This is a genomic window from Colwellia sp. 1_MG-2023, from assembly GCF_030546755.1.
In the GTDB taxonomy this organism is placed as follows: domain Bacteria; phylum Pseudomonadota; class Gammaproteobacteria; order Enterobacterales; family Alteromonadaceae; genus Thalassotalea_H.
The window spans coordinates 62,420-83,219 of sequence record NZ_JAUOPE010000010.1 but is presented as its reverse complement, the minus strand read 5'-3'; the positions used below and the strand labels follow the sequence as shown (position 1 = coordinate 83,219).

Sequence of the window (20,800 nt, the reverse complement as noted above, 5' to 3'; positions counted from 1 at the left end):
AGATGTTTATAAACTACAAGCGTTTCGCTTCAATAATATCGTCAAGTTGTAATAACTTGCTGATCAAACGCGTGAGCATTTCGTTATTAGCGATTTCAATGGTTAACGACATAATAACCGTTTGCTTGCTATGATCTGAGCGGCTTTCCATGCCCATAATACTCACTCTTTCGTTAGCAATAATCGTCGAAATATCTCTCACTAACCCTTGCCTATCAACGCAAACAAGTTTAACCGTCACTTGATAATGTTGTGTCGGGTTATCCCCCCATTGCACTTCAATTTCACGTTCAGGTTGTTGTAATAGTGAATTAGCTAATTGCTCACAATCTGCTTGATGTACTGAAATTCCGCGTCCTTGAGTAATAAACCCCATGATCTCATCGCCAGGTACCGGATGACAACATTTTGCCATATGGGTAAGTAAGTTTCCGACACCTGAAACCGTTATGCCATTCGCATCAACGGCATTTTTAGGTTGATGGTATTGTGGTTTTACTAAGCTTTGTGGATCTAGCTCAACAGGAGGTTGTGATTTTTCATTTTCGAGTAGTAGATGATTAACCACTTGCTGCAATCTTGCATGACCAGAGCCAATGGCAACATATAAATCATCCACCGTTTTAATATTAAAACGTTTGCTGGTTGATAATAAATCAACTTGCATTAAATCATGCTTTATTAATTCTTGCTCAAGCATTTCTTTACCTTGCGCGATATGCTTGTCACGATCTTGCAGTTTGAAAAAATGCTGAACTTTAGCTCGAGCTCTGGGCGCATGAATATAATGTAAATTAGGGTTTAGCCAATCGCGACTTGGATTAGGCGTTTTACTGGTTAAAATTTCAATTTTATCACCGGTTTTTAACCGATAAGTAAATGGCACAATACGGCCAAATACTTTAGCGCCAATACAACAATGACCGACATTTGAATGAATATAATAGGCAAAATCTAATGGCGTTGAACCATTAGGTAAATCAACTACATCGCCATTAGGGGTAAAAACATAAATGCGATCTTCAAATACTTGGCTGCGAAGTTCTTCAATGAGCTCACCACTTTCCGTGACATCTTCTTGCCATTGTAAAATTTTTCGTAACCAACTAACTTTTTCATCAAAACCGCTGGTTTTGCCATGAGCAGAGCCTTCTTTATAACGCCAGTGTGCCGCAACACCTAATTCGGCATCATCGTGCATTTGCTTCGTTCGAATTTGCACTTCTACGGACTTGCCTTCAGGACCTAAAACCACCGTATGAATTGACTGATATCCATTAGGTTTCGGGGTGGCAACGTAATCATCAAACTCTTTCGGTAAATGCTGCCAATTAGTATGAACAATTCCTAAAGCGCCATAACAATCTTGTAGCTTTTCAACCACGATACGTACCGCTCTCACATCGTATAGTTGCTCAAAATCCAGTGATTTTTGCTGCATTTTTTTCCAAATACTATAAATATGTTTAGGGCGACCATATACTTCACCTTTAATATTTAAATCCACTAATTGTTGAGATAAATTACTTACAAAATCAACCATATATTGTTCACGATCTAAACGCTTTTCATCCAGTAATGAGGCTATTTTTTTGTAAACTTTTGGGTGTAAGTAACGGAACGAGATATCTTCAAGCTCCCACTTTAACTGACCAATACCTAATCTATTGGCTAATGGTGCGTAAATATTAGCGGTTTCTTTTGCAACAATCACACGGGACTCTTCATCAGCGTTTTTAACCAGACGTAATTGACATAATCGTTCTGCTAATTTAATCACCACAGCACGGACATCTTCCACCATCGCAAGCAACATCTTACGAATATTATCCACTTGGTTAACTGATATTTTGTTTGACTGACTTTGTCGTAAAGCTTTAATCGCCTCCATTTGCGCAACACCTTTACACAATAGAAAAACAGAATTGGAATATTGCTCTTCAACATAGTCTAAAGTGATATAGTTAAACTCAATTAATGGGATCAAAAAAGCAGCGGCTAACGAGTCTTTATCTAGATTAAGGCTGGCTAAAATTTCAACCATTTCTAAGGATTTAGTTTGGCATTGCTCATCTATTTCATGGTGTGTTTGATTCTCAGACCAGATGTTTTCTAATAATTGGCACTTCTCTTTGCTGATTTCCAGAGATAATAGCCATTGCTCAAAGCTTGTTTGGGTCATTTGATGAGATTTTCGAACCGAAACCATGTGACATCCTGTGTTTTACTAATGAAGAAATAAAGAAAAAGTTAACGAACAAACAATACCATAGTCTCAATATGCTTTGTGTGTGAAAACATATCGATTAAAGAAATTTTTTCAATTTTATAGCCATGACTGATTAAAAGTTTACTATCTTTGGCAAGCGTTGCTGGATCACAACTCACATATAACAGCTGTTTTATGCCTAACTTTACTAGTTGTTCTATCGCTTTATATGCACCAGCCCGAGCCGGGTCAATTAACACTTTGGTGAATGTTTCATTTGTCCAAGGGTATAATTGCCAATCACTATTTAAATCCGCTTGATAAAACTGACAATTCGTTAATTGGTTAGCTTGAGCATTGTTTTGGGCTTGCACAACCATTTCATCGACACCTTCGACTCCTACCACTTTTTTAACATTTTTCGCTAACGGTAAACTAAAATTGCCTAAGCCACAAAATAAATCAAGAATAATATCTTGCGGTGTAACGGCTAACCATTCAATCGCTCTGGCAACCATTTCAAGATTCACTTGATGATTTACCTGAATAAAGTTCTCAGGATAAAAGGTAATATTAATGTCATTTTCAATTTGATAACTTAAGGCTTCACAATCAGTTAACGGTAAAATTGATTTGCCATCATCTAGCATAATTTGACACTGATGTTGTTGAGCAAATGCCAACCAAAGTGTTCGGTCTTGTACAGACATTTTCTCTAATTGTCTTATTATCAACGTTTTGACATTCGTGGCAATGATCTCAATGTGCCCGATTGGATTTTTTCCTGATAAGTTCGCAAGTATCTCGTTTAAGGAATGAAATATTGAATCAAAAGGCTCTACTAACACCGGACATGTTTTTATCGCCACTAATTGATTACTCGCTTTTTGTCTAAAACCAACCGTTGCCTGGCCTTTTTTATTATACTGCACGCCAATACGAGCTTTATGGCGATAATACCAAGTTTGATTAGTTATCGGTCTCTGCCATGGCAGCTCACTTGTCTCCATTAACTGTCGATTATTATATTGCTTGCCTGCAATCACCTCATTTCGAGCAAATAATTCGGTAATTTTTTGCTGTTTAAATGATAATTGACCTTCAGAGCCCAAATGCTGTAAATCGCAACCACCGCAGCTTGTAAAGTGCTGACAACCAGGTTTTTCTCGGTGCTCGGCAGCCGTGTGTATTTCAACGAGTTTACCGCGAAAATATTTACTTTTTTGTTCAATAACTTTTGCCACCACAGTTTCTGAAGGCAAGGTACCATCGATAAAAATATTTTTCTGCTGATACTGACCGACCCCACATCCATTAGCGTCTAAACGAGAAATTTTTACGGTACATTGTTGACCCAATTTTTGGGTTTTCGGAGTTACTTTAAAGAAATTTGCCACAAAAATTGAGACCTATTGTTAAGCGCTATATATTTGCTTGCTGATGTGCCATTATAACGGCAATTATACTAAAAATTTTTTACGAAATCTTGGCATTAAGAGTCTGACACTAAATGTATAAATTAAGTCTAAAAGACTGGGTTATTTTACTGACAATAGTACCTACGACTATTATTGGTTTTAGCATTGCTAGTTACTTTTCTTATAGTCGTTATGTTGAGTTAAATACCCACCTTACTGATCGCTCTAGAAGTATTATTGAACCTTTAGCAATTGCAACCACAGAAGCCGTTATTAATGCCGATAGAGAAAAATTAAGACACTTAGTGGGGTTTACCCATAGGACTCAATCTTCAATTATTAAAAGCATAATCATTTTTTCTAAAGATAATCAGGTGCTTGTTGCTAGTGCTTATAATGGTGATACCGAATTGATGCGTATTGATGCAGGTGAACAAATCCCTTTAACTACATCTTCTGTATTCACTGATGATTATATTATTTTTCGCACTCCTATTATTGATGAAAATAGTGATGATGAAGTGATCACCAATACTTCATCAGCTCAAGTAATTGTCGGCTATATTGCCATGCAAATTAATAAAAACCACATTAAACTGGCTCAACAAAGCCAGATAATGATGGCCTTTGCCATTGCTATATTCGGTACGTTAATTAGTGCTTTTTTCTCAACAAGATTAATTAAAAACTTTACTCGCCCAGTCACTTCGATGGTGCAAGCGGTTGATAGAATTAGAGAAGGTAAGCTTGAAAGTCGGGTTACGGGTCAGTTAATTGGTGAATTAAATTTTCTTAAAAATGGTGTCAATGCCATGGCTGAGTCTTTAGGTGATTATCATGATGAAATGCAGCAAAGCATTGACCAAGCCACTATCGATTTAAGAGAAAGCCTTGAGCAATTTGAAATACAAAACGTTGAGTTAGATATTGCCAAACGAAAAGCGCAAGATGCCAATAAAGTAAAATCTGAATTTTTAGCGAACATGAGTCATGAATTAAGAACACCGTTAAATGGGGTGATTGGCTTTACTCGTCAAGTGCTAAAAACACCTTTGTCTGATACCCAGCGAGACTATTTACAAACCATTGAGCGCTCGGCCGCCAATTTGTTAGCGATAATCAATGATATTCTTGATTTTTCCAAACTCGATGCCGGTAAAATGGTTATTGAAAAAATCCCCTTTTCAATGCGTGAAACCGTTGAAGAAACTATTACACTATTAGCCCCTGGTGCTCATAAAAAGAATATTGAATTATCGTTACGGATTGCACCATCAATACCCGATTCTTTAATTGGCGATGCCATGCGAATCAAACAAGTGATTATTAACTTAGCCAGTAATGCAATAAAATTTACCGACAATGGCTGTGTGAATATTGATATTGATAAAGCACATGTTGACGAACATAAGGCGATATTAAAGGTCACGGTTAGTGATACTGGTATTGGTATGAACACGTCACAACAAGCATCTATTTTTGAAGCATTTGGCCAAGCAGATCAAAGTGTAACCCGACTATATGGCGGTACAGGCTTAGGTTTGGTGATTTCTCAACGATTAGTGAAAGAAATGAAAGGCGAAATAAACTTCATTAGTGATGAAAAAAATGGTTCTACGTTTTGGTTTTCTTTTCAATGTGAAATTAATCCAATTCCAGATGAGTCGTTACTGCGCCCTGTTGCACTTTCCCAAAAATCTATACTTTATTTTGAACCGCACACTCATAGCAGAATAGCCACCAGTGAAATATTAGAAAGCTGGAATATGAAAGTGTATCCAGTGATAAGTCTAGAAGAAATTAGCCACGCTTTAGCGAAAGGCAATACCTTTGATTTTGCCTTAATTGCTCACGATATAACGCCTACCGCTTTAAATGAATTAAAACAATTAATTAAATCGGTTAAAGAAAATATCCCATCCATTCATTTAGCTATTAATAGTAATTCACCTAACTTACATGAAGCATTAATGGCTGCGGGTTCAAGTAGTTGTTTAAGTAAACCACTCACCCCTGAAAAAATCTGTAAAGCATTAACCCCACAGCATTTTGATTTCGCTAATTCACTCATCGAAGTTTTAGAAAATAAATTAGATATAAAAGTATTAGCCGTTGATGATAACGAAGCTAACCTCAAATTAATAAATGCCTTATTACAAGAGCAAGTAAGAGAAGTTGTTACTGCCCAAAATGGTCAAGAAGCTTTAGAGCTTTGTGTCCATGAAAGTTTTGCCCTTATTTTCATGGATATTCAAATGCCGGTTATGGACGGTATTTCCGCATTAAAACACATTAAAGCACAGACCTTTAACGACAAAACGCCAATTATTGCAGTAACCGCACACGCACTTAGTGATGAAAAAGATAAACTACTGAATGAAGGGTTTAACTCTTACATGACAAAACCTATAGATGAAAGTATGTTACGTCATATTATTTATGAATACTGCGATCTTAGACTCCTAGGTAATCAAGTCACACAATCAAAACATATTAATAGTGGCTATGCCAAGTTAACTACACATCACGAAAACCCTAACAATGTAGCCAGTGCTCAATCTAAACATATAGATGAGAACATGACAAGCGAGCAAACCTTTGTTAACTCAAGTGTTATTAATTGGCCAGATGCAATAAACAAAGCAGGGAAAAAACCACGTTTAGCCAGAGATATGTTAGAAGGTTTAGTAGACAGTTTACCAGAAACAAAATTAACCATTTCTGAAGCATTAACAGCTCAAGATATCAATAAACTAAAAGAGTATATTCATAAACTTAACGGTGCTTGTTGTTATACGGGTGTTCCTGATTTAGGAAAAATAGTACATCAAATTGAAACCCAATTAAAAAGTGGTAGCGGTATTGATGATTTAGAACCGGAGTTTTTCGAACTCTTTGAACATATTGAACGAGTATCGAGCTTAGCAGAAGAAGCGTTTTCAGAAATTGATAAGCTACTGGAAAAAAATTATTCATAACCTATTTATTCATGCATGTTGATCATAGTAATTTTGAATTTTTCATGTGATTTATGAACAACAATTAAACTAAAACTACATGGTCAGTTAAGTCTTTGGGATCGTAAGCTTTGAAACTTAGGTAGATGAGTTAGGCAATAAAAATACGAATAAGAAAGAAACTATCGAGGATGTAAAAATCTATAAACTAACGAATGTTAATATCAGGTGAAGTATTAATATCACCGTCTTCACTAATAACAGCCACCCCACCATTGCATAACAGCACAGCAAGACTTTTGCCATTTTCATTTCTAACAAAGGCTAATTCATAACCAAACTTTCCTAAACTACTCGCAGAAAATTTTTGTGCTAAAGAAAGCTTCGACCACCAAACAGATTGTTCGGGTGCCTCACCTCGTCGATCAACGGTAGGAAGTTTTTGTGACTGCATAACACATATTCCGTATAAATTTTAAGCATAATTTATCTCAGTATAGTCGATAATTTTAATTTTAACAGATTAAAATCATCACTGGTTGATGAGTAATTGATATAACAGAAGATTTATTTTGATAAAACGACAAACGCAGTTGCATAGTCTTTTTCATCCGATAAAGAGATATGCCAAGCATTTGCTTGAAGTGCTTTTGCTTTACTAAGAGCAATTTCAGTTAAAATCAATTGCGGTTGCCCACTTGCTAGTGAGGCTATTTCGAAATGCTGAAACGACACGCCTTCAGCTATGCCTGTACCTAATGCTTTTGCTGCCGCTTCTTTTCCTGCCCACCGTTTGGCTAAATAAGGAACGTGAAACTTTAAGGTTTTGTAATAATCATATTCATTTGGCGTTAATATTCTTAACGCCAAACGCTCTAACGCCTGCTCATCCATATCGGCAAGGCGTTGAATTTGCACGATATCGTTACCAATACCCACAACAGACATACTGTTATGCTCTTCTTGCTTCTAACATTAATTGCTTCATATCTCTAACAGCATTATCTAAACCGTCAATGGCGGCACGAGCGATAATAGCATGGCCAATATTAAGTTCTATGATTTCAGGAATTGCCGCTATCGGTTTTACATTAAAATACGTTAAACCATGACCCGCGTTCACTTTTAATCCTTGCTGATGAGCATATTCAATACCTTCAATAAGTCGCGCTAATTCTTTTTGCTGTTCTGCTTCAGTAATAGCATCAGCATAATGACCAGTATGAATTTCAATATAAGGCGCCTTACTTGCAACAGCGGCATCTATTTGTTTTTTATCAGCATCAATAAATAAACTAGTTTGCACTCCCGCTTGTTCAAGCTGCTTAACTGCTTGGTTTATTTTATCTTGTTGACCAGCAACATCTAAACCACCTTCAGTGGTAAGTTCTTCACGCTTTTCCGGAACTAAACAACAAAAAACAGGTTTAACTTCACAAGCTATGGCGAGCATTTCATCCGTAACAGCCATTTCTAAATTCATTCGTGTTTGTAATGTTTCTTTCATTACGTAAACATCTCTGTCTTGAATATGACGACGATCTTCACGTAAATGGATAGTAATACCATCTGCACCAGCATGTTCAGCGACTGACGCAGCATGAACAGGATCAGGGTAAGTCGTTCCCCGGGCTTGTCGTAAAGTCGCTATATGATCTACATTTACACCTAATAAAATATCACTCATGAATGTTTCTCTATCTTTTTTTAAACAATTGGCGACTATTTAACGGTTTGCCACCAAGTAAATGATTAATGATTTGTCGCATTAACACTTTATGGGTTTTCCTAACTTCAACGTCACTAAAGTCTTGATTATTTATCGCGATTAAATGCGCTCTGCTATAACGTGGTTGAGTTAAATTTTCAATTACCGGTATAAAACCTTGTTCAGGAAAATAATAAAATTGCTCTACTTGATCATTGATGACAGAAAAATCAATGGTCAAACCTAACTCTTCCAATAAAGTATTCTCAAACCGTCTTAATACCGGCTCTATCGCATTTTTTTCAGCTAATTGTACTAAACAGCGCTTATATAGTGCATATAAATTTTCATAAGGGATATGCTCCCCTAATAAACGTACTTGTAATTCATTTAAATAAAAACCACTGTATAAATGCTCGCTTGTCAATAAAAATGACTTACTACTGACTTCTATTCGATTAAGCGTTTTTAAATTGCCATTACCTTTAAGGACAATAATTAAAGGAGTAAATGGTTGTAATAAGGCTTTTTTATTAGATTTAAGAGATGTACCAACATAAACGATCGCTGAAACCTTTCCGTTTAATTCGGTAAGAAACTCAGCGATGACCTGATTATCGCGTAATGGGCGTGAATGTAATAAAAAGGCATTTTGCTCGAGTTCTTTCATTATTTACATGTTCAGTTCAACACTTTGCGTATTAACCAGAATAATCATCACCATAACCTAAGCTGCGCAATGCTCTTTCATCATCCGCCCAGCCCGATTTAACTTTCACCCAAGATTCGAGGAAAACTTGCTGTTCGAACATTTCTTCCATATCGCGGCGCGCTTCTTGGCCAATAGTTTTTAGGCGTTCGCCTTTATTGCCAATCACCATGCGTTTTTGACTATTTCGTTCAACTAAGATCAAAGCATTGATATGTAAAATGCCTTTTTCATCTACTTTAAACTGCTCTATTTCAACCGTTGTCGAATACGGTAATTCATCACCAGTAAAACGCATTAATTTTTCACGAATAATTTCTGATGCCATAAATCGACTTGAGCGATCTGTGATGTGATCTTCGGAAAACCAAAAGTCACTTTCAGGTAAGGCTTTAAAACAAATTTCACGAATTTTATCGACGTTATCCCCTTTACTCGCTGAAATAGGCACAATATCAGTAAAGTTATGTTTTTCACCTAGCTTTTGCAAATGTGGTAACAATGATTCTTTATCTTGTACATTATCAATTTTATTGATAATTAAAACACACGGTGCACCACTATTTTTCACTTTATTTAAAACAAGTTCATCATCAGCTGTCCAATGTGTGCCTTCCACTAAAAACAGGATCTGTTCCACTTCAGCGATAGAGCTACTTGCCGCACGATTCATTAAGCGATTAATCGCTTTTTTTTCATCAATATGTAAACCGGGGGTATCCACTAACACCGCTTGGTGATTATCTTCGGTTAAAATCCCCAAAATACGATGACGAGTTGTTTGTGGTTTACGCGAAGTAATACTAATTTTTTGACCAAGCATACTATTTAGTAATGTTGATTTACCAACATTAGGGCGACCAACTATAGCGATAAGCCCGCAATGGGTAGTTTGTGTCATGACTTTTTACTCGTTCGTTTACCTTTAGCATTATTCGCTAAAATAATTTCTAACACTTTTGATGCCGCTGATTGTTCTGCTTTTCGACGGCTAGTACCCTTAGTGATAACTTCGTTATCGATTTCTGAAGTTGTACAACGCACGGTAAATTCTTGGTTATGTGACTGACCTGTAGTATCAATCACTTCATAAATAGGTAATGCTATTTTTCGACCTTGCAAATATTCTTGTAAACGGGTTTTTGGATCTTTTTGTGCTTGACCTGGTTTTATTGCGTCAAGTCGTTGTTCAAACCATGACAAAATAAGCGACTTACAGGTCGCCATATCTGAATCAATATAAATAGCACCAATAATAGCCTCTACGGCATCTTCAAGTATTGAATCTCTTCGATGGCCACCACTTTTGAGTTCACCAGGACCTAAAATTAAATACTCGCCTAACTTAAACCCTCGCGCTACTTCCGCCAAGGTTACCCCTTTGACTAAGCTTGAACGCATTCGAGTTAAATCGCCTTCATTTTCTTGCGGAAATTTATCATAAAGTTTTTCAGCAATAACAAAGCCTAGAATTGAGTCTCCTAAAAATTCAAGCCTTTCATTATGATCTCCTTTGGCGCTTCGATGTGTTAGCGCTTGAATCAATAATGACGGCTCTTGAAAACGATAACCAAGCTTTTTAGATAATTGATTAATAGCGAGGGCATTATTATTTATCATTAATGAATACTACCTAAGCGTTCAAAACGAACTCCAGTAGGTACCCAACGCGGTAAGAAACTAGTGTCATCGCGCTCAAAATCAAAACTCATCCATATAAAAACGGCTTCACCCACTAAGTTTTCTTCTGGTACAAAGCCCCAGAATCGTCCATCTAAACTATTGTCTCGGTTATCACCCATCACAAAATATTGGCCTTGTGGAACAACAAATTCGTCGCGTTGCGAGCCAGATTGTTGATAATAGTTTGCTGTACGGGGCAATATTTGATTATTGACTAAAATATCATGCGTTTTATTTGGCATAGCTGAAGTGTAACGAGTCAATTCAACATTGCCGTCACTGTAATCACCATTACTAACAAATGTTGTTACAACTTGCTTAAATTCATTGCAATCGGTATTAGTTTCAGAGCATGCGGTTTTGATATATAACGACTTATTGCGATAAATAATTCTATCGCCAGGTAAACCAATAACCCGTTTAATATAATCTACTTTGGTATCTATCGGATATTTAAACACCACCACATCACCGCGTTCTGGCAACCCTACTTCGACAAACTTATTACGTGCTACTGGATCTCGTAAACCATAGTTAAATTTATTCACGAGAATAAAGTCACCATCGAGTAAGGTCGGCATCATTGAGCCTGAAGGGATCTGAAATGGTTCATATAAAAAAGAACGCAAAATTAAGACAAATGCTATGACCGGAAAAATTTGCACTGGCGTGTCAATTAAAAAAGGAATCGCTAAGATTTTCTCTTTCACTTCTTCGCTAAGTTCACCTTCACATTGTTCTTGTGCTGTCGCTAATTTCACTTTACGTTGCGGTAACAAAACATACCTATCATATAGCCAAATAACACCGCAAACCGCAGTAAGAATAACTAAAAATATTGAAAAATAAACTGCCATGATTTCCCTATTAATTATCTAATTTAAGTACGGCTAAAAACGCTTCTTGAGGTACTTCAACATTACCTACTTGTTTCATACGCTTTTTACCTTCTTTTTGTTTCTGTAATAATTTCTTCTTACGAGAAATATCACCACCGTAACATTTAGCGGTTACGTTTTTACGGAGTTGCTTAACCGTGGTACGAGCAATAACGTTATTGCCAATGGCCGCTTGAATCGCAATATCAAACATTTGACGATGAATAAGTTCTTTTAACTTTTCAACTAACATACGGCCACGAGCAACAGAGTTTGTTCTGTGTGTGATCATCGCTAGCGCATCAACCCGATCCCCGTTGATCATAACATCAACTCGAACCATATCCGCCGCTTCAAAACGAACAAAGTGATAATCAAGTGAAGCATAACCTCTACTGGTTGACTTTAACTTATCAAAAAAGTCCATAACGACTTCTGCCATCGGCAATTCATAAGTAACAGCAACCTGATTTCCATGATAAATAATGTCTTTTTGTACGCCTCGTTTTTCAATACAAAGAGTAATAACATTACCTAAGTGTTCTTGTGGTACTAAAATATTCGCTTGCACAATTGGCTCGCGGATTTCATCAATATTATTAATAGGCGGTAAATCACCAGGGTTATCAATGGATAATATTTCACCATCGGTACAAGCAATTTCATAATTTACCGTTGGTGCCGTGGTAATTAAATCCAGATCATATTCTCTTGCCAAACGCTCTTGGATAATTTCCATGTGAAGCATGCCAAGGAAACCAATACGGAAGCCAAACCCAAGTGCCGATGAGTTTTCAGGTTCAAACACTAACGATGCATCATTTAAGCTTAATTTATTTAACGCATCTCTAAAGTTTTCATAATCATCTGAACTGATTGGGAAAATACCGGCATATACTTGCGGTTGTACTTTTTTAAACCCCGGTAGTTGTTCAGCAGCTTCTTTTTTGGCAATAGTAATGGTATCACCAACAGGTGCTCCATGAATTTCTTTGATACCCGCAATGATAAAACCAACTTCCCCAGTTTTTAACACGCCAGTATCTGTTTGTTTAGGTGTAAAAATACCTACTTTATCAATAATGTGGGTTTGTCCTGTTGACATCACCACCATTTTATCGCCTTTTCTCACCTCACCGTTCATCACACGAACTAACGAAACAACGCCTTGGTAATTATCAAACCATGAGTCAATAATCAAAGCTTGAAGATTAGCCGATGGGTCGCCTTCTGGAGGAGGAATATTTGCAACAATAGTTTCTAATACATCTTCAATACCAATGCCTGTTTTCGCAGAACATTGCACCGCACCTGTCGCGTCAATACCAATAATATCTTCAATTTCTTCGCTAACTCGATCAGGGTCTGCTTGAGGTAAGTCAATTTTATTTAAAATAGGCAGTACTTCGAGATCCATTTCAATAGCCGTGTAACAGTTGGCAACCGTTTGTGCTTCAACACCTTGACCAGCATCAACAACAAGCAATGCTCCTTCACATGAAGCTAGTGAGCGAGAAACTTCATAAGAGAAATCAACATGGCCAGGCGTGTCAATAAAGTTTAACTGGTAAGTTTCACCATCTTTCGCAAGATAATCTAAGGTAACACTCTGTGCTTTAATGGTAATGCCACGTTCACGCTCAATATCCATAGAATCAAGAACTTGCGCTGCCATTTCTCGGTCTTGTAACCCGCCACAATGCTGGATCAGACGATCAGAAAGTGTCGATTTACCATGGTCAATATGGGCAATAATAGAAAAATTTCGGATATGTTTCATAGATGAAAATTCAGTTAAACGTTTTATAAAATCAATAGTGGCGAGATTTTAGCTAATTTAGCCCCTTGGGGCTATCTTTTGTTGAATATTAATAACGATAATCGAGGAAAGTTAGGTCAATTTAATGGTTTAAATTCGATAAAAGCTGACAAACAATGATTTTAATCATGTTTATTTGCAGGTAGGACACCTATTAAAGTTGGTAACCACGCTTGTTTATTACCGCTAATAAATTGTTGTCGCCTTGCTAAAAAGTAACCGAAATAGCCTCCTAATATAGCAAGAGGTAAAGCCCATAATTCATGGTTTATAAAATTAACTTCGAGTAATGTTTGTCCTAAAAAGCTGCCGACAAACAAACCTATTAAAGGCCACATATATACTTGCCAAGCGGCTGATAATAATAGTTTTTCTGACAAACCAATAATAACTCTATCCCCTACTTTTACAGGTAGTTCAGAAGTTACTGTATAAGTCGTTTTTTTCTGAGGAAAAGCTTTTGCTATTTGACCACTTCCACAAGACTCTAGTTGCTGACAACCACTACACGTTGATTTGACGATACTTTCAACCGTCACTTTATCTTGTGTTATAGCAGTCACTAGAGCTTGTTCTTCAATCATGATTAAGGCCTAACTAAAAGAGTGACAGAATCAGCTATTTGTTTGGCAGTAATAGAAGGTATTTTACCTACAACACTAACTTCAATGCCATTAACCACCTGACTAAGCGCAACAGTTGCACCATCCATCACATAATCAACAGAACGTTGTTTCTCTTGGCTTTGGGTAACATACACTGAAATTTCAACTAACCCATCACCAAATAATGTAAATTCTACCGGTTGTTTGGTGGCGGCGATTCTATGACGATTAGCATTAATTTGCTCAAAGCCTGCCGGTAGCCAATTGACTTTCCATGATAATTTTTGCTGTTGGTAGCCTTGTGGAATATCAACAACATTCGGCAATTCGGTTTCTTGCAATTGATGTAAACTTTCAGAAGGTTTTTCCGTAATATCCAAATGAGTAAATTGAATCTGCTCAAGCGGTTGACCTTTGCCGGTAACAATTGCTAATTTTAATAAAAGTCCGGTTTTTTCATCCAACCATAGCCAATGTCCATACTTATTCGCTTCTTTAGGGACGATGCGAATAATTTGCGCACTACGCCCTAAAATTCGACTTTTACCCACGGAGATAAAATTATAAGTAGCTGATAACGCGTGAATATCACCGCTTAAAATATTAGGAATTGGACCAGTAAGGTTTGCAGAAAGTACAGAATAAGGCGGTAACTCAGGTTCAATATAACTAATGGTATTATCTTTTCTTAAAACGTCTCTTCGAGGGCCATTGAGCAAAGATAATATTTCTAGTTCAATATTTTCTTCTGTTACACCATGAAACCAATGATAAGGTTCAGCATGATTGTTTTTAACCACGACAAAAGATGTACTAAAATTTAATGTTTGTAAAGATTGGGAAAGACGAGCCAGCCATATATCAGCTGTTTCAGGAGATTCGCTCTCAGCTGACCATGCTGAAGAGCTTAAGCTCCCCAGCATTAAAAAACAAATTAATAACTTCATTTAACCGGATTGGTAACCTCTTTTTCAGCATTCTCTTCTTTTTCAGCTAATGCTGTAAATTTAAGTTGTTGTTTATGATCTTGTAATAATGCTTGAAAACGTCGTTGTTGTTCAACCATTGCTTGTTGTTTCGAAAGTCTATCATTTTGTTGATAGTTAAGGCTCACTGGCTCAGCTATGCCTCCAAATGGTACTGTTTGGACAACCGGATTAGGCACTAAAGGGTCAGTATCTGCAACATTTTGCTGAACACCTATCACCATTAATCCTGCAGCAGATGCGGCAATAGCAACTTGACCAAAGGGTTTAGCAAATTGTACTACCTTAGCTTTTACAGATTCAGTAAAACTAGGTTTAGCAATTGGTGCAAGAACGGTAGGCTCTTCAGCAATGGCATTAGCTATACTGGCAGATAAGTCAATATTCAACGAAGAAGGTAATTCGTCGCGCATAGCATCACCAATCATATGGTAACGTTGCCAAGTTTCGGACATATGATTGTCTTTAACTAATTCGTCAAAAACATCATCATTGGTTTGATAATTGTCAACTAATGATGAAACTGTCTCAAACTTACTTTCACTCATATATACACCTTAAAAAAACCGATAAAATTAGCGCTGAATCAATGGTCTGATTTTTTTATCTACAGCATCACGTGCTCTAAAAATTCGTGAACGTACTGTACCAACAGGACATTCCATAATCGTTGCTATTTCTTCGTAACTTAATCCTTCAAGCTCTCGAAGATTTATCGCTGTACGTAAATCTTCAGGTAATTGCTCAATGGTATTAAATATTACACTTTTAATTTCTTTGGTTAATAATAATTTTTCAGGTGATGCATTTTCTCTTAGCGCATCACCAGCATCATAAATCTCTGCATCTTCAATTTCAATATCTGATCCTGGTGGTTTTCTGCCACTGGCAACCATATGGTTTTTAGCGCAGTTAACCGCAATACGGTATAACCAAGTATAAAAAGCACTATCGCCCCTAAAATTAGGTAAAGCCCGATACGCTTTAATAAATGCTTCTTGTACTATATCAGGTACATCACTATGGTTTTTAACATAGCGTGAAACTAAATTTGCCACCTTATGTTGGTATTTTGTTACTAGCAGATTAAACGCATTTTTATCACCGCGTTGTACCCGCTCAACCAATACTTGGTCGACATTTTGTTCGCTCATCCGAGCCAATACTCCTAAAACTCGTTAACTTTTCAATTTGGCTCATAGCAAACACATCAAGTAGGACTAGACTTGTGCGAAAAAGTTCTAAATAAATTAAAAAAAACTTAAATTAATCGATATAGTCCATTTTTTCTGTTCTCTGCGCCGAATAAACGTTAAAATTTATTTATCTAATAGGATACATGAAATTCAATCATTTATGAATCAACAACACAATTGTGACGTGCTAATTATTGGTAGTGGTGCAGCAGGTTTATCGCTTGCTCTTCATTTAGCAAAAAATGCAGATGTTGTCATTTTAAGTAAAGGCCGAGTGAACGACGGCTCTACATTCTATGCTCAAGGCGGAATTGCCGCTGTTTTTGATGAGAATGATAGTATTGAATCGCATGTTTCCGACACGTTAATTGCCGGAGCAGGTCTTTGTAATGAAGACATTGTGCAATATACCGCTGAAAATGCTAAAAGTTGTTTAGAGTGGTTGATTGAACAAGGGGTTAATTTTGATCAAGAAGATAACGATAATGGCAAGGTAAAATATCATCTAACTCGAGAAGGTGGTCATAGCCATCGTCGTATACTGCATGCCGCAGATGCTACTGGGCAAGCGGTACAAACGACACTCGTTGATCGTGTGAATAATCATAACAGAATTCGAGTATTCGAACGATATAATGCCATTGATTTAGTCTGTCAAAATTCAGATGATAAAAACAAACACTGTATTGGCGCTTATGTTTGGAACAGAAATAGCGAAAAAGTTGAGCGTATTTTTGCCAAAAAAACCATTTTAGCGACAGGCGGAGCAAGTAAGGTTTATCAATATACCTCAAACCCAGATGTTGCCAGTGGTGATGGTATTGCCATGGCATGGCGCGCAGGATGTCGCGTTGCCAATATGGAATTTAATCAATTTCATCCAACGTGTTTATTTCATCCAGAAGCCGGAACATTTTTATTAACCGAAGCCCTACGTGGAGAAGGTGCTATCTTAAGGCGACCAGATGGTAGTCGCTTTATGCCAAGTTTTGATGAGCGTGCAGAATTAGCTCCTCGCGATATTGTTGCGCGTGCCATTGATTATGAAATGAAGCGTCTAGGCGCTGATTGCATGTATTTAGATATCAGCCATAAGTCGCCTGAATTTATCATGCAACATTTCCCTACTATTTACGAAAAAACACTTTCTTTAGGCATTGATATGACCAAACAACCAATGCCAATTGTACCCGCAGCGCATTATACCTGCGGGGGTGTCATGATAAATAAGCAAGGCAAAACCGATGTTGAAAACTTATATGCCATTGGTGAAGTTTCTTATACCGGACTACATGGTGCCAATAGAATGGCCAGTAACTCGTTATTGGAGTGCCTAGTTTTTGCGAAAGCAGCAGCGGAAGATATCGAAAAACATTTACCCAATTCACAAAAATATATTGAATTACCTGATTGGGATGAAAGCCGAGTAACCGACTCAGATGAAGAAGTCGTGATTCAACATAACTGGCATGAACTACGACTTTTTATGTGGGATTATGTTGGCATTGTTCGCACCACTAAACGTTTAGAGCGAGCATTACATCGGGTTGAATTACTTCAGCAAGAAATAGAAGATTATTATCAAAACTTTAGAGTAAGTAATAACCTATTAGAATTAAGAAATTTAGTGCAAGTGGCTGAATTAATTATTCATTGTGCGATGAAACGCAAAGAAAGCAGAGGCTTACATTACACGTTAGACTATCCAGAGTTAAGCGACGAAATTAGTATGACAATTCTTTCATCTGAAGATATTTAATTATAGTTCACACATAAACAAGCACTCGTGTTTTAAATAGTTGAAGACGAAGCAGGTTGTTGCCGATGATTTGATAAAATAGTTCGAGATAATCGACAATAATCTTGCTGAGAAAGACTATCTTTAAAGATAAAAATTTTTATCGGTTTGCCGAGTATTTTAGAACTATTATCGATAAGTATTAGCCAACAACCCAACCAACCGATACGACTATTGATGTGTAAAGATAAATGATTGTAGCGATCACAATCTATTAAACCATTTTCATGCAATACCAAATGTTTGATTTGATAGATTGGCAAGCGGTTATAATATTTTTTAAAAAGAATCGTGTTGCATATGAATAAAAAAGCAATAATAGCCACTAAATTAGCAGAAGTTGCGATAGTGATCGCCCAATAAAGCTGACTGACGATATGGCAAAATAGCAGTATAATTACCGCATCAAACCATCTTTTAATAATGCGTTGAACGGCAGATTGACCTACCCGTATATTATACTTTGACTCGACCGAGTATAAATTGCACCATTGAGTTGAGTTCTGCATCCTTACATTCCTCATGCCCCATAAACCAAGCAAATAACTCAGGATCTTGGCAAACTAATAAACGCTCAAAGATCGCTTTGTTTTCATCTGATAAATGTTCCCAAGCTTCATCAACAAACGGCATAAACAGTACATCAAGCTCTAACATGCCACGACGACACGCCCATTTTAATCTTGATTTGTCTTTTTCTACCGACCCTACAGTTAACATAGTACACCCTTGGTTCACAATATTGTCGCTATTGTAACAAACTCAACGGCTTAAACGCCATCATTTGCTAACAAGAAAAGTGTAAATTATAGTTTAGTCTAACGCTTGCATTTTTACACGCTCGCCCTTATTACTATGTCATGTTTTGATTTTTTTAAGCTGCTATGACAATTGCAATAAACACAACAAAACCCTCATTAGAGAATTTACCAAGCAATTACTTGATTTCATTGGAAGATTATTCTGCGATTTCATTAAAAGGTGAAGAACAAAGTAAATATTTACAAGGACAAGTCACTTGTGATGTAAATGAACTTGAACAAAAGAATTTGCTTAATGGCGCGCATTGTAATGCGAAAGGCAAAGTATTTGCTTGTTTTCGTTTATTTAATCGTCAGCAACAACATCTTCTATTTCAACCTAAATCAACCATTGAGCCATCATTAGCTGAATTAAAAAAATTCGGCGTTTTTGCTAAAGTTGAAATATCAGCAACTGATCAATTAAGTTTTATTGCTGTTGTAGGTGAACAAGCGGTAGAAAAACTAAAAAACCAATTTTCTCAAATCCCTGATAATTTAACGCCCGTCATTCAACAAGGTACAACAACACTAGTATATATAGCGGGCAATGTGACTCGATATTTAATCATTGATGAAGCAGAGCAGATCAATCATCTAATCACGACTTTTGAATTACCTGTATTTTCAACAGAGATATGGAAGTTATTAGAGATTATAGAAGGCATCCCAGCGTTAACCTTGCAAAACGACAATGAGTACGTACCACAAATGTTAAACATGCAAGCGATACAAGGCATAAGCTTTACTAAAGGCTGTTATTTAGGACAGGAAACTGTCGCTCGAATGCAGTATTTAGGCAAAAATAAAAAAGCGTTGTTTGCCCTATCGGGTGAAAATACTGAAGTATTAGTCAAGCCTGTTATCGAAAAACAGTTAGGTGAAAACTGGCGTAAAGCCGGTGATGTAACCAGTATTTACCAAGCCGATAATGGCCAATGTTATATTCAAGCCGTGTTAAACAACGACATTGAATCATCAACACAATTACGTATAAAAGATCATCCGGCATCTTCGCTTTCCATCATAGAATTGCCTTATACGCTTAATCAAGAATAATTACCTTTAGGAGAACCCATGCAAATAACAGATAAGAAAGTCGTCGTTTTACATTATGCCGTATCTGATAGCGAAGACACATTAATCGACAGTTCGTACGATCATAGTCCATTGTCCATTATACAAGGGACAGGTTACTTAATCCCTGGCTTAGAAAGTGCTTTAGCTAATCATGTCGCAGGCGACAAATTTGAAGTAGAAGTGAGTGCCGACCAAGCTTATGGCCAACGATTTGATGATTATGTACAAACGGTCCCTAAAGCAATGTTCGCAGAAATTGAAGATTTAGATGTTGGAACTCAACTGCGAGCAACAACCGATGAAGGCGAGCAAACGGTAATTGTTATTGACGTACAAGAAGATGAGATCACCGTTGATGGTAATCATCCATTAGCAGGCATTGATTTAAAATTTGATGTTGAAATATTAGAAGTGCGTGATGCTACCGAAGAAGAATTAGCCCATGGCCATGTTCATGGTGAAGGCGGATGTGGTCATAACCATTAATTTTTTGTTCTCAAAAGGGCGTTTAAGCCTTTTTGAGAACAACTGACGTGTTTTAATAAAATGGCGATAGTCAAACATTCTTCGTTTTATAAGCTATCGATTTCTTTCTTTAATTGCTCTTGAGGATCAGTTACTAACTTTTCCAACACAGCGACTCTTTCAGATAAATTTTTAATTATTTTATCTTTTTCTGCTAACCGATTTGAATAATTAGCACCATTTGTCAATGTACAACCTCCTAATGAACTATCCTCAAGCCCTAACTCAAAACGTTTATTGAGATAACCAACCAATAATATTCCAGCAACAATAATACTGGTAGCGACAATTAATTGCATAATTTCCATACTGTTCATCCTAAGCAAATGTGTTTCATACTCAAACAGTCTTTTGTTGTGCAAGTTTATTACAAAAAAAGTTGAACAAAATAACAAATGACTAGCAATTTTTATAGTATTTATTTGAAAT

21 protein-coding genes are annotated in these 20,800 nt (G+C 36.8%); 4 read left to right on the top strand and 17 right to left on the bottom strand.

What is annotated here, in order from left to right:
• Window positions 1-13 precede the first annotated feature (13 nt).
• Entirely contained in the window at window positions 14-2,209 is a 2,196-nt protein-coding gene (relA, locus tag Q4493_RS12515) for a GTP diphosphokinase (protein WP_303453131.1), read from the bottom strand.
• A 41-nt stretch (window positions 2,210-2,250) separates the two neighbouring features.
• On the bottom strand, window positions 2,251-3,606 hold the full coding sequence (rlmD, locus tag Q4493_RS12510; protein ID WP_303453129.1) for a 23S rRNA (uracil(1939)-C(5))-methyltransferase RlmD: 1,356 nt from the start codon (window positions 3,604-3,606) through the stop codon (window positions 2,251-2,253).
• Window positions 3,607-3,719: 113 nt separating this feature from the next.
• On the opposite strand from rlmD, the gene barA reads away from it, so the two are divergent.
• Window positions 3,720-6,605, top strand: a complete 2,886-nt coding sequence (barA, locus tag Q4493_RS12505) for a two-component sensor histidine kinase BarA (protein ID WP_303453128.1) — start codon at window positions 3,720-3,722, stop codon at window positions 6,603-6,605.
• Between the two features lie 187 nt (window positions 6,606-6,792).
• Here barA and Q4493_RS12500 read toward each other — a convergent pair whose 3' ends face one another.
• The 12 genes from Q4493_RS12500 to rpoE form a co-directional block, all read right to left on the bottom strand.
• Complete coding sequence (locus Q4493_RS12500) at window positions 6,793-7,038, bottom strand: hypothetical protein (protein ID WP_303453126.1); 246 nt, start codon at window positions 7,036-7,038, stop codon at window positions 6,793-6,795.
• A 113-nt stretch (window positions 7,039-7,151) separates the two neighbouring features.
• Complete coding sequence (acpS, locus tag Q4493_RS12495) at window positions 7,152-7,532, bottom strand: holo-ACP synthase (protein ID WP_303453123.1); 381 nt, start codon at window positions 7,530-7,532, stop codon at window positions 7,152-7,154.
• Window positions 7,533-7,536: 4 nt separating this feature from the next.
• A complete protein-coding gene (gene pdxJ, locus Q4493_RS12490; protein WP_303453119.1) occupies window positions 7,537-8,271 on the bottom strand; it encodes a pyridoxine 5'-phosphate synthase in 735 nt (244 codons plus the stop codon).
• A gap of 10 nt (window positions 8,272-8,281) precedes the next feature.
• Window positions 8,282-8,962 carry a DNA repair protein RecO gene (recO, locus tag Q4493_RS12485; protein ID WP_303453114.1) on the bottom strand — a complete coding sequence of 227 codons (681 nt, stop codon included), beginning with the start codon at window positions 8,960-8,962 and terminating at the stop codon, window positions 8,282-8,284.
• A 31-nt stretch (window positions 8,963-8,993) separates the two neighbouring features.
• Window positions 8,994-9,902, bottom strand: a complete 909-nt coding sequence (era, locus tag Q4493_RS12480; protein WP_303453111.1) for a GTPase Era — start codon at window positions 9,900-9,902, stop codon at window positions 8,994-8,996.
• On the bottom strand, window positions 9,899-10,621 hold the full coding sequence (rnc, locus tag Q4493_RS12475) for a ribonuclease III (protein WP_303453108.1): 723 nt from the start codon (window positions 10,619-10,621) through the stop codon (window positions 9,899-9,901). The genes era and rnc overlap by 4 nt, the downstream gene beginning before the upstream one ends.
• On the bottom strand, window positions 10,621-11,541 hold the full coding sequence (gene lepB, locus Q4493_RS12470; protein WP_303453105.1) for a signal peptidase I: 921 nt from the start codon (window positions 11,539-11,541) through the stop codon (window positions 10,621-10,623). The genes rnc and lepB overlap by 1 nt, the downstream gene beginning before the upstream one ends.
• 10 nt (window positions 11,542-11,551) lie before the next feature.
• Window positions 11,552-13,342, bottom strand: coding sequence for a translation elongation factor 4 (lepA, locus tag Q4493_RS12465; protein WP_303453102.1), 1,791 nt, complete (start codon window positions 13,340-13,342; stop codon window positions 11,552-11,554).
• Window positions 13,343-13,503: 161 nt separating this feature from the next.
• On the bottom strand, window positions 13,504-13,965 hold the full coding sequence (locus Q4493_RS12460; RefSeq protein ID WP_303453100.1) for a SoxR reducing system RseC family protein: 462 nt from the start codon (window positions 13,963-13,965) through the stop codon (window positions 13,504-13,506).
• 2 nt (window positions 13,966-13,967) lie between these two features.
• The gene (locus tag Q4493_RS12455; RefSeq protein WP_303453097.1) at window positions 13,968-14,933 is read right to left on the bottom strand and encodes a MucB/RseB C-terminal domain-containing protein; all 966 of its coding nucleotides are present in this window, start codon (window positions 14,931-14,933) and stop codon (window positions 13,968-13,970) included.
• Window positions 14,930-15,520, bottom strand: coding sequence for a sigma-E factor negative regulatory protein (locus Q4493_RS12450; RefSeq protein WP_303453094.1), 591 nt, complete (start codon window positions 15,518-15,520; stop codon window positions 14,930-14,932). Before Q4493_RS12450 ends, Q4493_RS12455 begins: the two co-directional genes overlap by 4 nt.
• Window positions 15,521-15,547: 27 nt before the next feature.
• Window positions 15,548-16,126 (bottom strand): RNA polymerase sigma factor RpoE, encoded by a 579-nt coding sequence (gene rpoE, locus Q4493_RS12445; protein ID WP_303453092.1) that lies wholly within the window; start codon window positions 16,124-16,126, stop codon window positions 15,548-15,550.
• A 202-nt stretch (window positions 16,127-16,328) separates the two neighbouring features.
• On the opposite strand from rpoE, the gene nadB reads away from it, so the two are divergent.
• Entirely contained in the window at window positions 16,329-17,927 is a 1,599-nt protein-coding gene (gene nadB / locus Q4493_RS12440) for an L-aspartate oxidase (RefSeq protein WP_303453089.1), read from the top strand.
• A gap of 32 nt (window positions 17,928-17,959) precedes the next feature.
• Here nadB and Q4493_RS12435 read toward each other — a convergent pair whose 3' ends face one another.
• Both Q4493_RS12435 and Q4493_RS12430 read right to left on the bottom strand, forming a co-directional pair.
• On the bottom strand, window positions 17,960-18,475 hold the full coding sequence (locus Q4493_RS12435; protein ID WP_303453086.1) for a hypothetical protein: 516 nt from the start codon (window positions 18,473-18,475) through the stop codon (window positions 17,960-17,962).
• Window positions 18,423-18,686, bottom strand: coding sequence for a succinate dehydrogenase assembly factor 2 (locus tag Q4493_RS12430; protein WP_303453082.1), 264 nt, complete (start codon window positions 18,684-18,686; stop codon window positions 18,423-18,425). The genes Q4493_RS12435 and Q4493_RS12430 overlap by 53 nt, the downstream gene beginning before the upstream one ends.
• Window positions 18,687-18,850: 164 nt before the next feature.
• On the opposite strand from Q4493_RS12430, the gene ygfZ reads away from it, so the two are divergent.
• Both ygfZ and Q4493_RS12420 read left to right on the top strand, forming a co-directional pair.
• A complete protein-coding gene (ygfZ, locus tag Q4493_RS12425) occupies window positions 18,851-19,825 on the top strand; it encodes a tRNA-modifying protein YgfZ (RefSeq protein ID WP_303453079.1) in 975 nt (324 codons plus the stop codon).
• Between the two features lie 18 nt (window positions 19,826-19,843).
• A complete protein-coding gene (locus tag Q4493_RS12420) occupies window positions 19,844-20,332 on the top strand; it encodes a peptidylprolyl isomerase (protein ID WP_303453076.1) in 489 nt (162 codons plus the stop codon).
• An 86-nt stretch (window positions 20,333-20,418) separates the two neighbouring features.
• On the opposite strand, the gene Q4493_RS12415 is transcribed toward Q4493_RS12420, so the two are convergent.
• Window positions 20,419-20,679: a hypothetical protein gene (locus tag Q4493_RS12415; RefSeq protein WP_303453073.1), complete on the bottom strand. Its 261-nt coding sequence runs from the start codon at window positions 20,677-20,679 to the stop codon at window positions 20,419-20,421.
• Window positions 20,680-20,800: the final 121 nt, after the last annotated feature.

What these genes read in the sequence shown, in the direction of transcription:
- ygfZ (WP_303453079.1), top strand. Translation starts at nt 18,851, where the DNA reads ATGACAATTGCAATAAACACAACAAAACCCTCATTAGAGAATTTACCA.
- lepB (WP_303453105.1), bottom strand. Translation starts at nt 11,541, where the DNA reads ATGGCAGTTTATTTTTCAATATTTTTAGTTATTCTTACTGCGGTTTGC.
- Q4493_RS12455 (WP_303453097.1), bottom strand. Translation starts at nt 14,933, where the DNA reads ATGAAGTTATTAATTTGTTTTTTAATGCTGGGGAGCTTAAGCTCTTCA.
- barA (WP_303453128.1), top strand. Translation starts at nt 3,720, where the DNA reads ATGTATAAATTAAGTCTAAAAGACTGGGTTATTTTACTGACAATAGTA.
- lepA (WP_303453102.1), bottom strand. Translation starts at nt 13,342, where the DNA reads ATGAAACATATCCGAAATTTTTCTATTATTGCCCATATTGACCATGGT.
- Q4493_RS12415 (WP_303453073.1), bottom strand. Translation starts at nt 20,679, where the DNA reads ATGGAAATTATGCAATTAATTGTCGCTACCAGTATTATTGTTGCTGGA.
- Q4493_RS12420 (WP_303453076.1), top strand. Translation starts at nt 19,844, where the DNA reads ATGCAAATAACAGATAAGAAAGTCGTCGTTTTACATTATGCCGTATCT.
- acpS (WP_303453123.1), bottom strand. Translation starts at nt 7,532, where the DNA reads ATGTCTGTTGTGGGTATTGGTAACGATATCGTGCAAATTCAACGCCTT.
- Q4493_RS12430 (WP_303453082.1), bottom strand. Translation starts at nt 18,686, where the DNA reads ATGTTAACTGTAGGGTCGGTAGAAAAAGACAAATCAAGATTAAAATGG.
- rnc (WP_303453108.1), bottom strand. Translation starts at nt 10,621, where the DNA reads ATGATAAATAATAATGCCCTCGCTATTAATCAATTATCTAAAAAGCTT.
- pdxJ (WP_303453119.1), bottom strand. Translation starts at nt 8,271, where the DNA reads ATGAGTGATATTTTATTAGGTGTAAATGTAGATCATATAGCGACTTTA.
- Q4493_RS12460 (WP_303453100.1), bottom strand. Translation starts at nt 13,965, where the DNA reads ATGATTGAAGAACAAGCTCTAGTGACTGCTATAACACAAGATAAAGTG.
- recO (WP_303453114.1), bottom strand. Translation starts at nt 8,962, where the DNA reads ATGAAAGAACTCGAGCAAAATGCCTTTTTATTACATTCACGCCCATTA.
- Q4493_RS12450 (WP_303453094.1), bottom strand. Translation starts at nt 15,520, where the DNA reads ATGAGTGAAAGTAAGTTTGAGACAGTTTCATCATTAGTTGACAATTAT.
- rpoE (WP_303453092.1), bottom strand. Translation starts at nt 16,126, where the DNA reads ATGAGCGAACAAAATGTCGACCAAGTATTGGTTGAGCGGGTACAACGC.
- relA (WP_303453131.1), bottom strand. Translation starts at nt 2,209, where the DNA reads ATGGTTTCGGTTCGAAAATCTCATCAAATGACCCAAACAAGCTTTGAG.
- Q4493_RS12435 (WP_303453086.1), bottom strand. Translation starts at nt 18,475, where the DNA reads ATGCAGAACTCAACTCAATGGTGCAATTTATACTCGGTCGAGTCAAAG.
- era (WP_303453111.1), bottom strand. Translation starts at nt 9,902, where the DNA reads ATGACACAAACTACCCATTGCGGGCTTATCGCTATAGTTGGTCGCCCT.
- nadB (WP_303453089.1), top strand. Translation starts at nt 16,329, where the DNA reads ATGAATCAACAACACAATTGTGACGTGCTAATTATTGGTAGTGGTGCA.
- Q4493_RS12500 (WP_303453126.1), bottom strand. Translation starts at nt 7,038, where the DNA reads ATGCAGTCACAAAAACTTCCTACCGTTGATCGACGAGGTGAGGCACCC.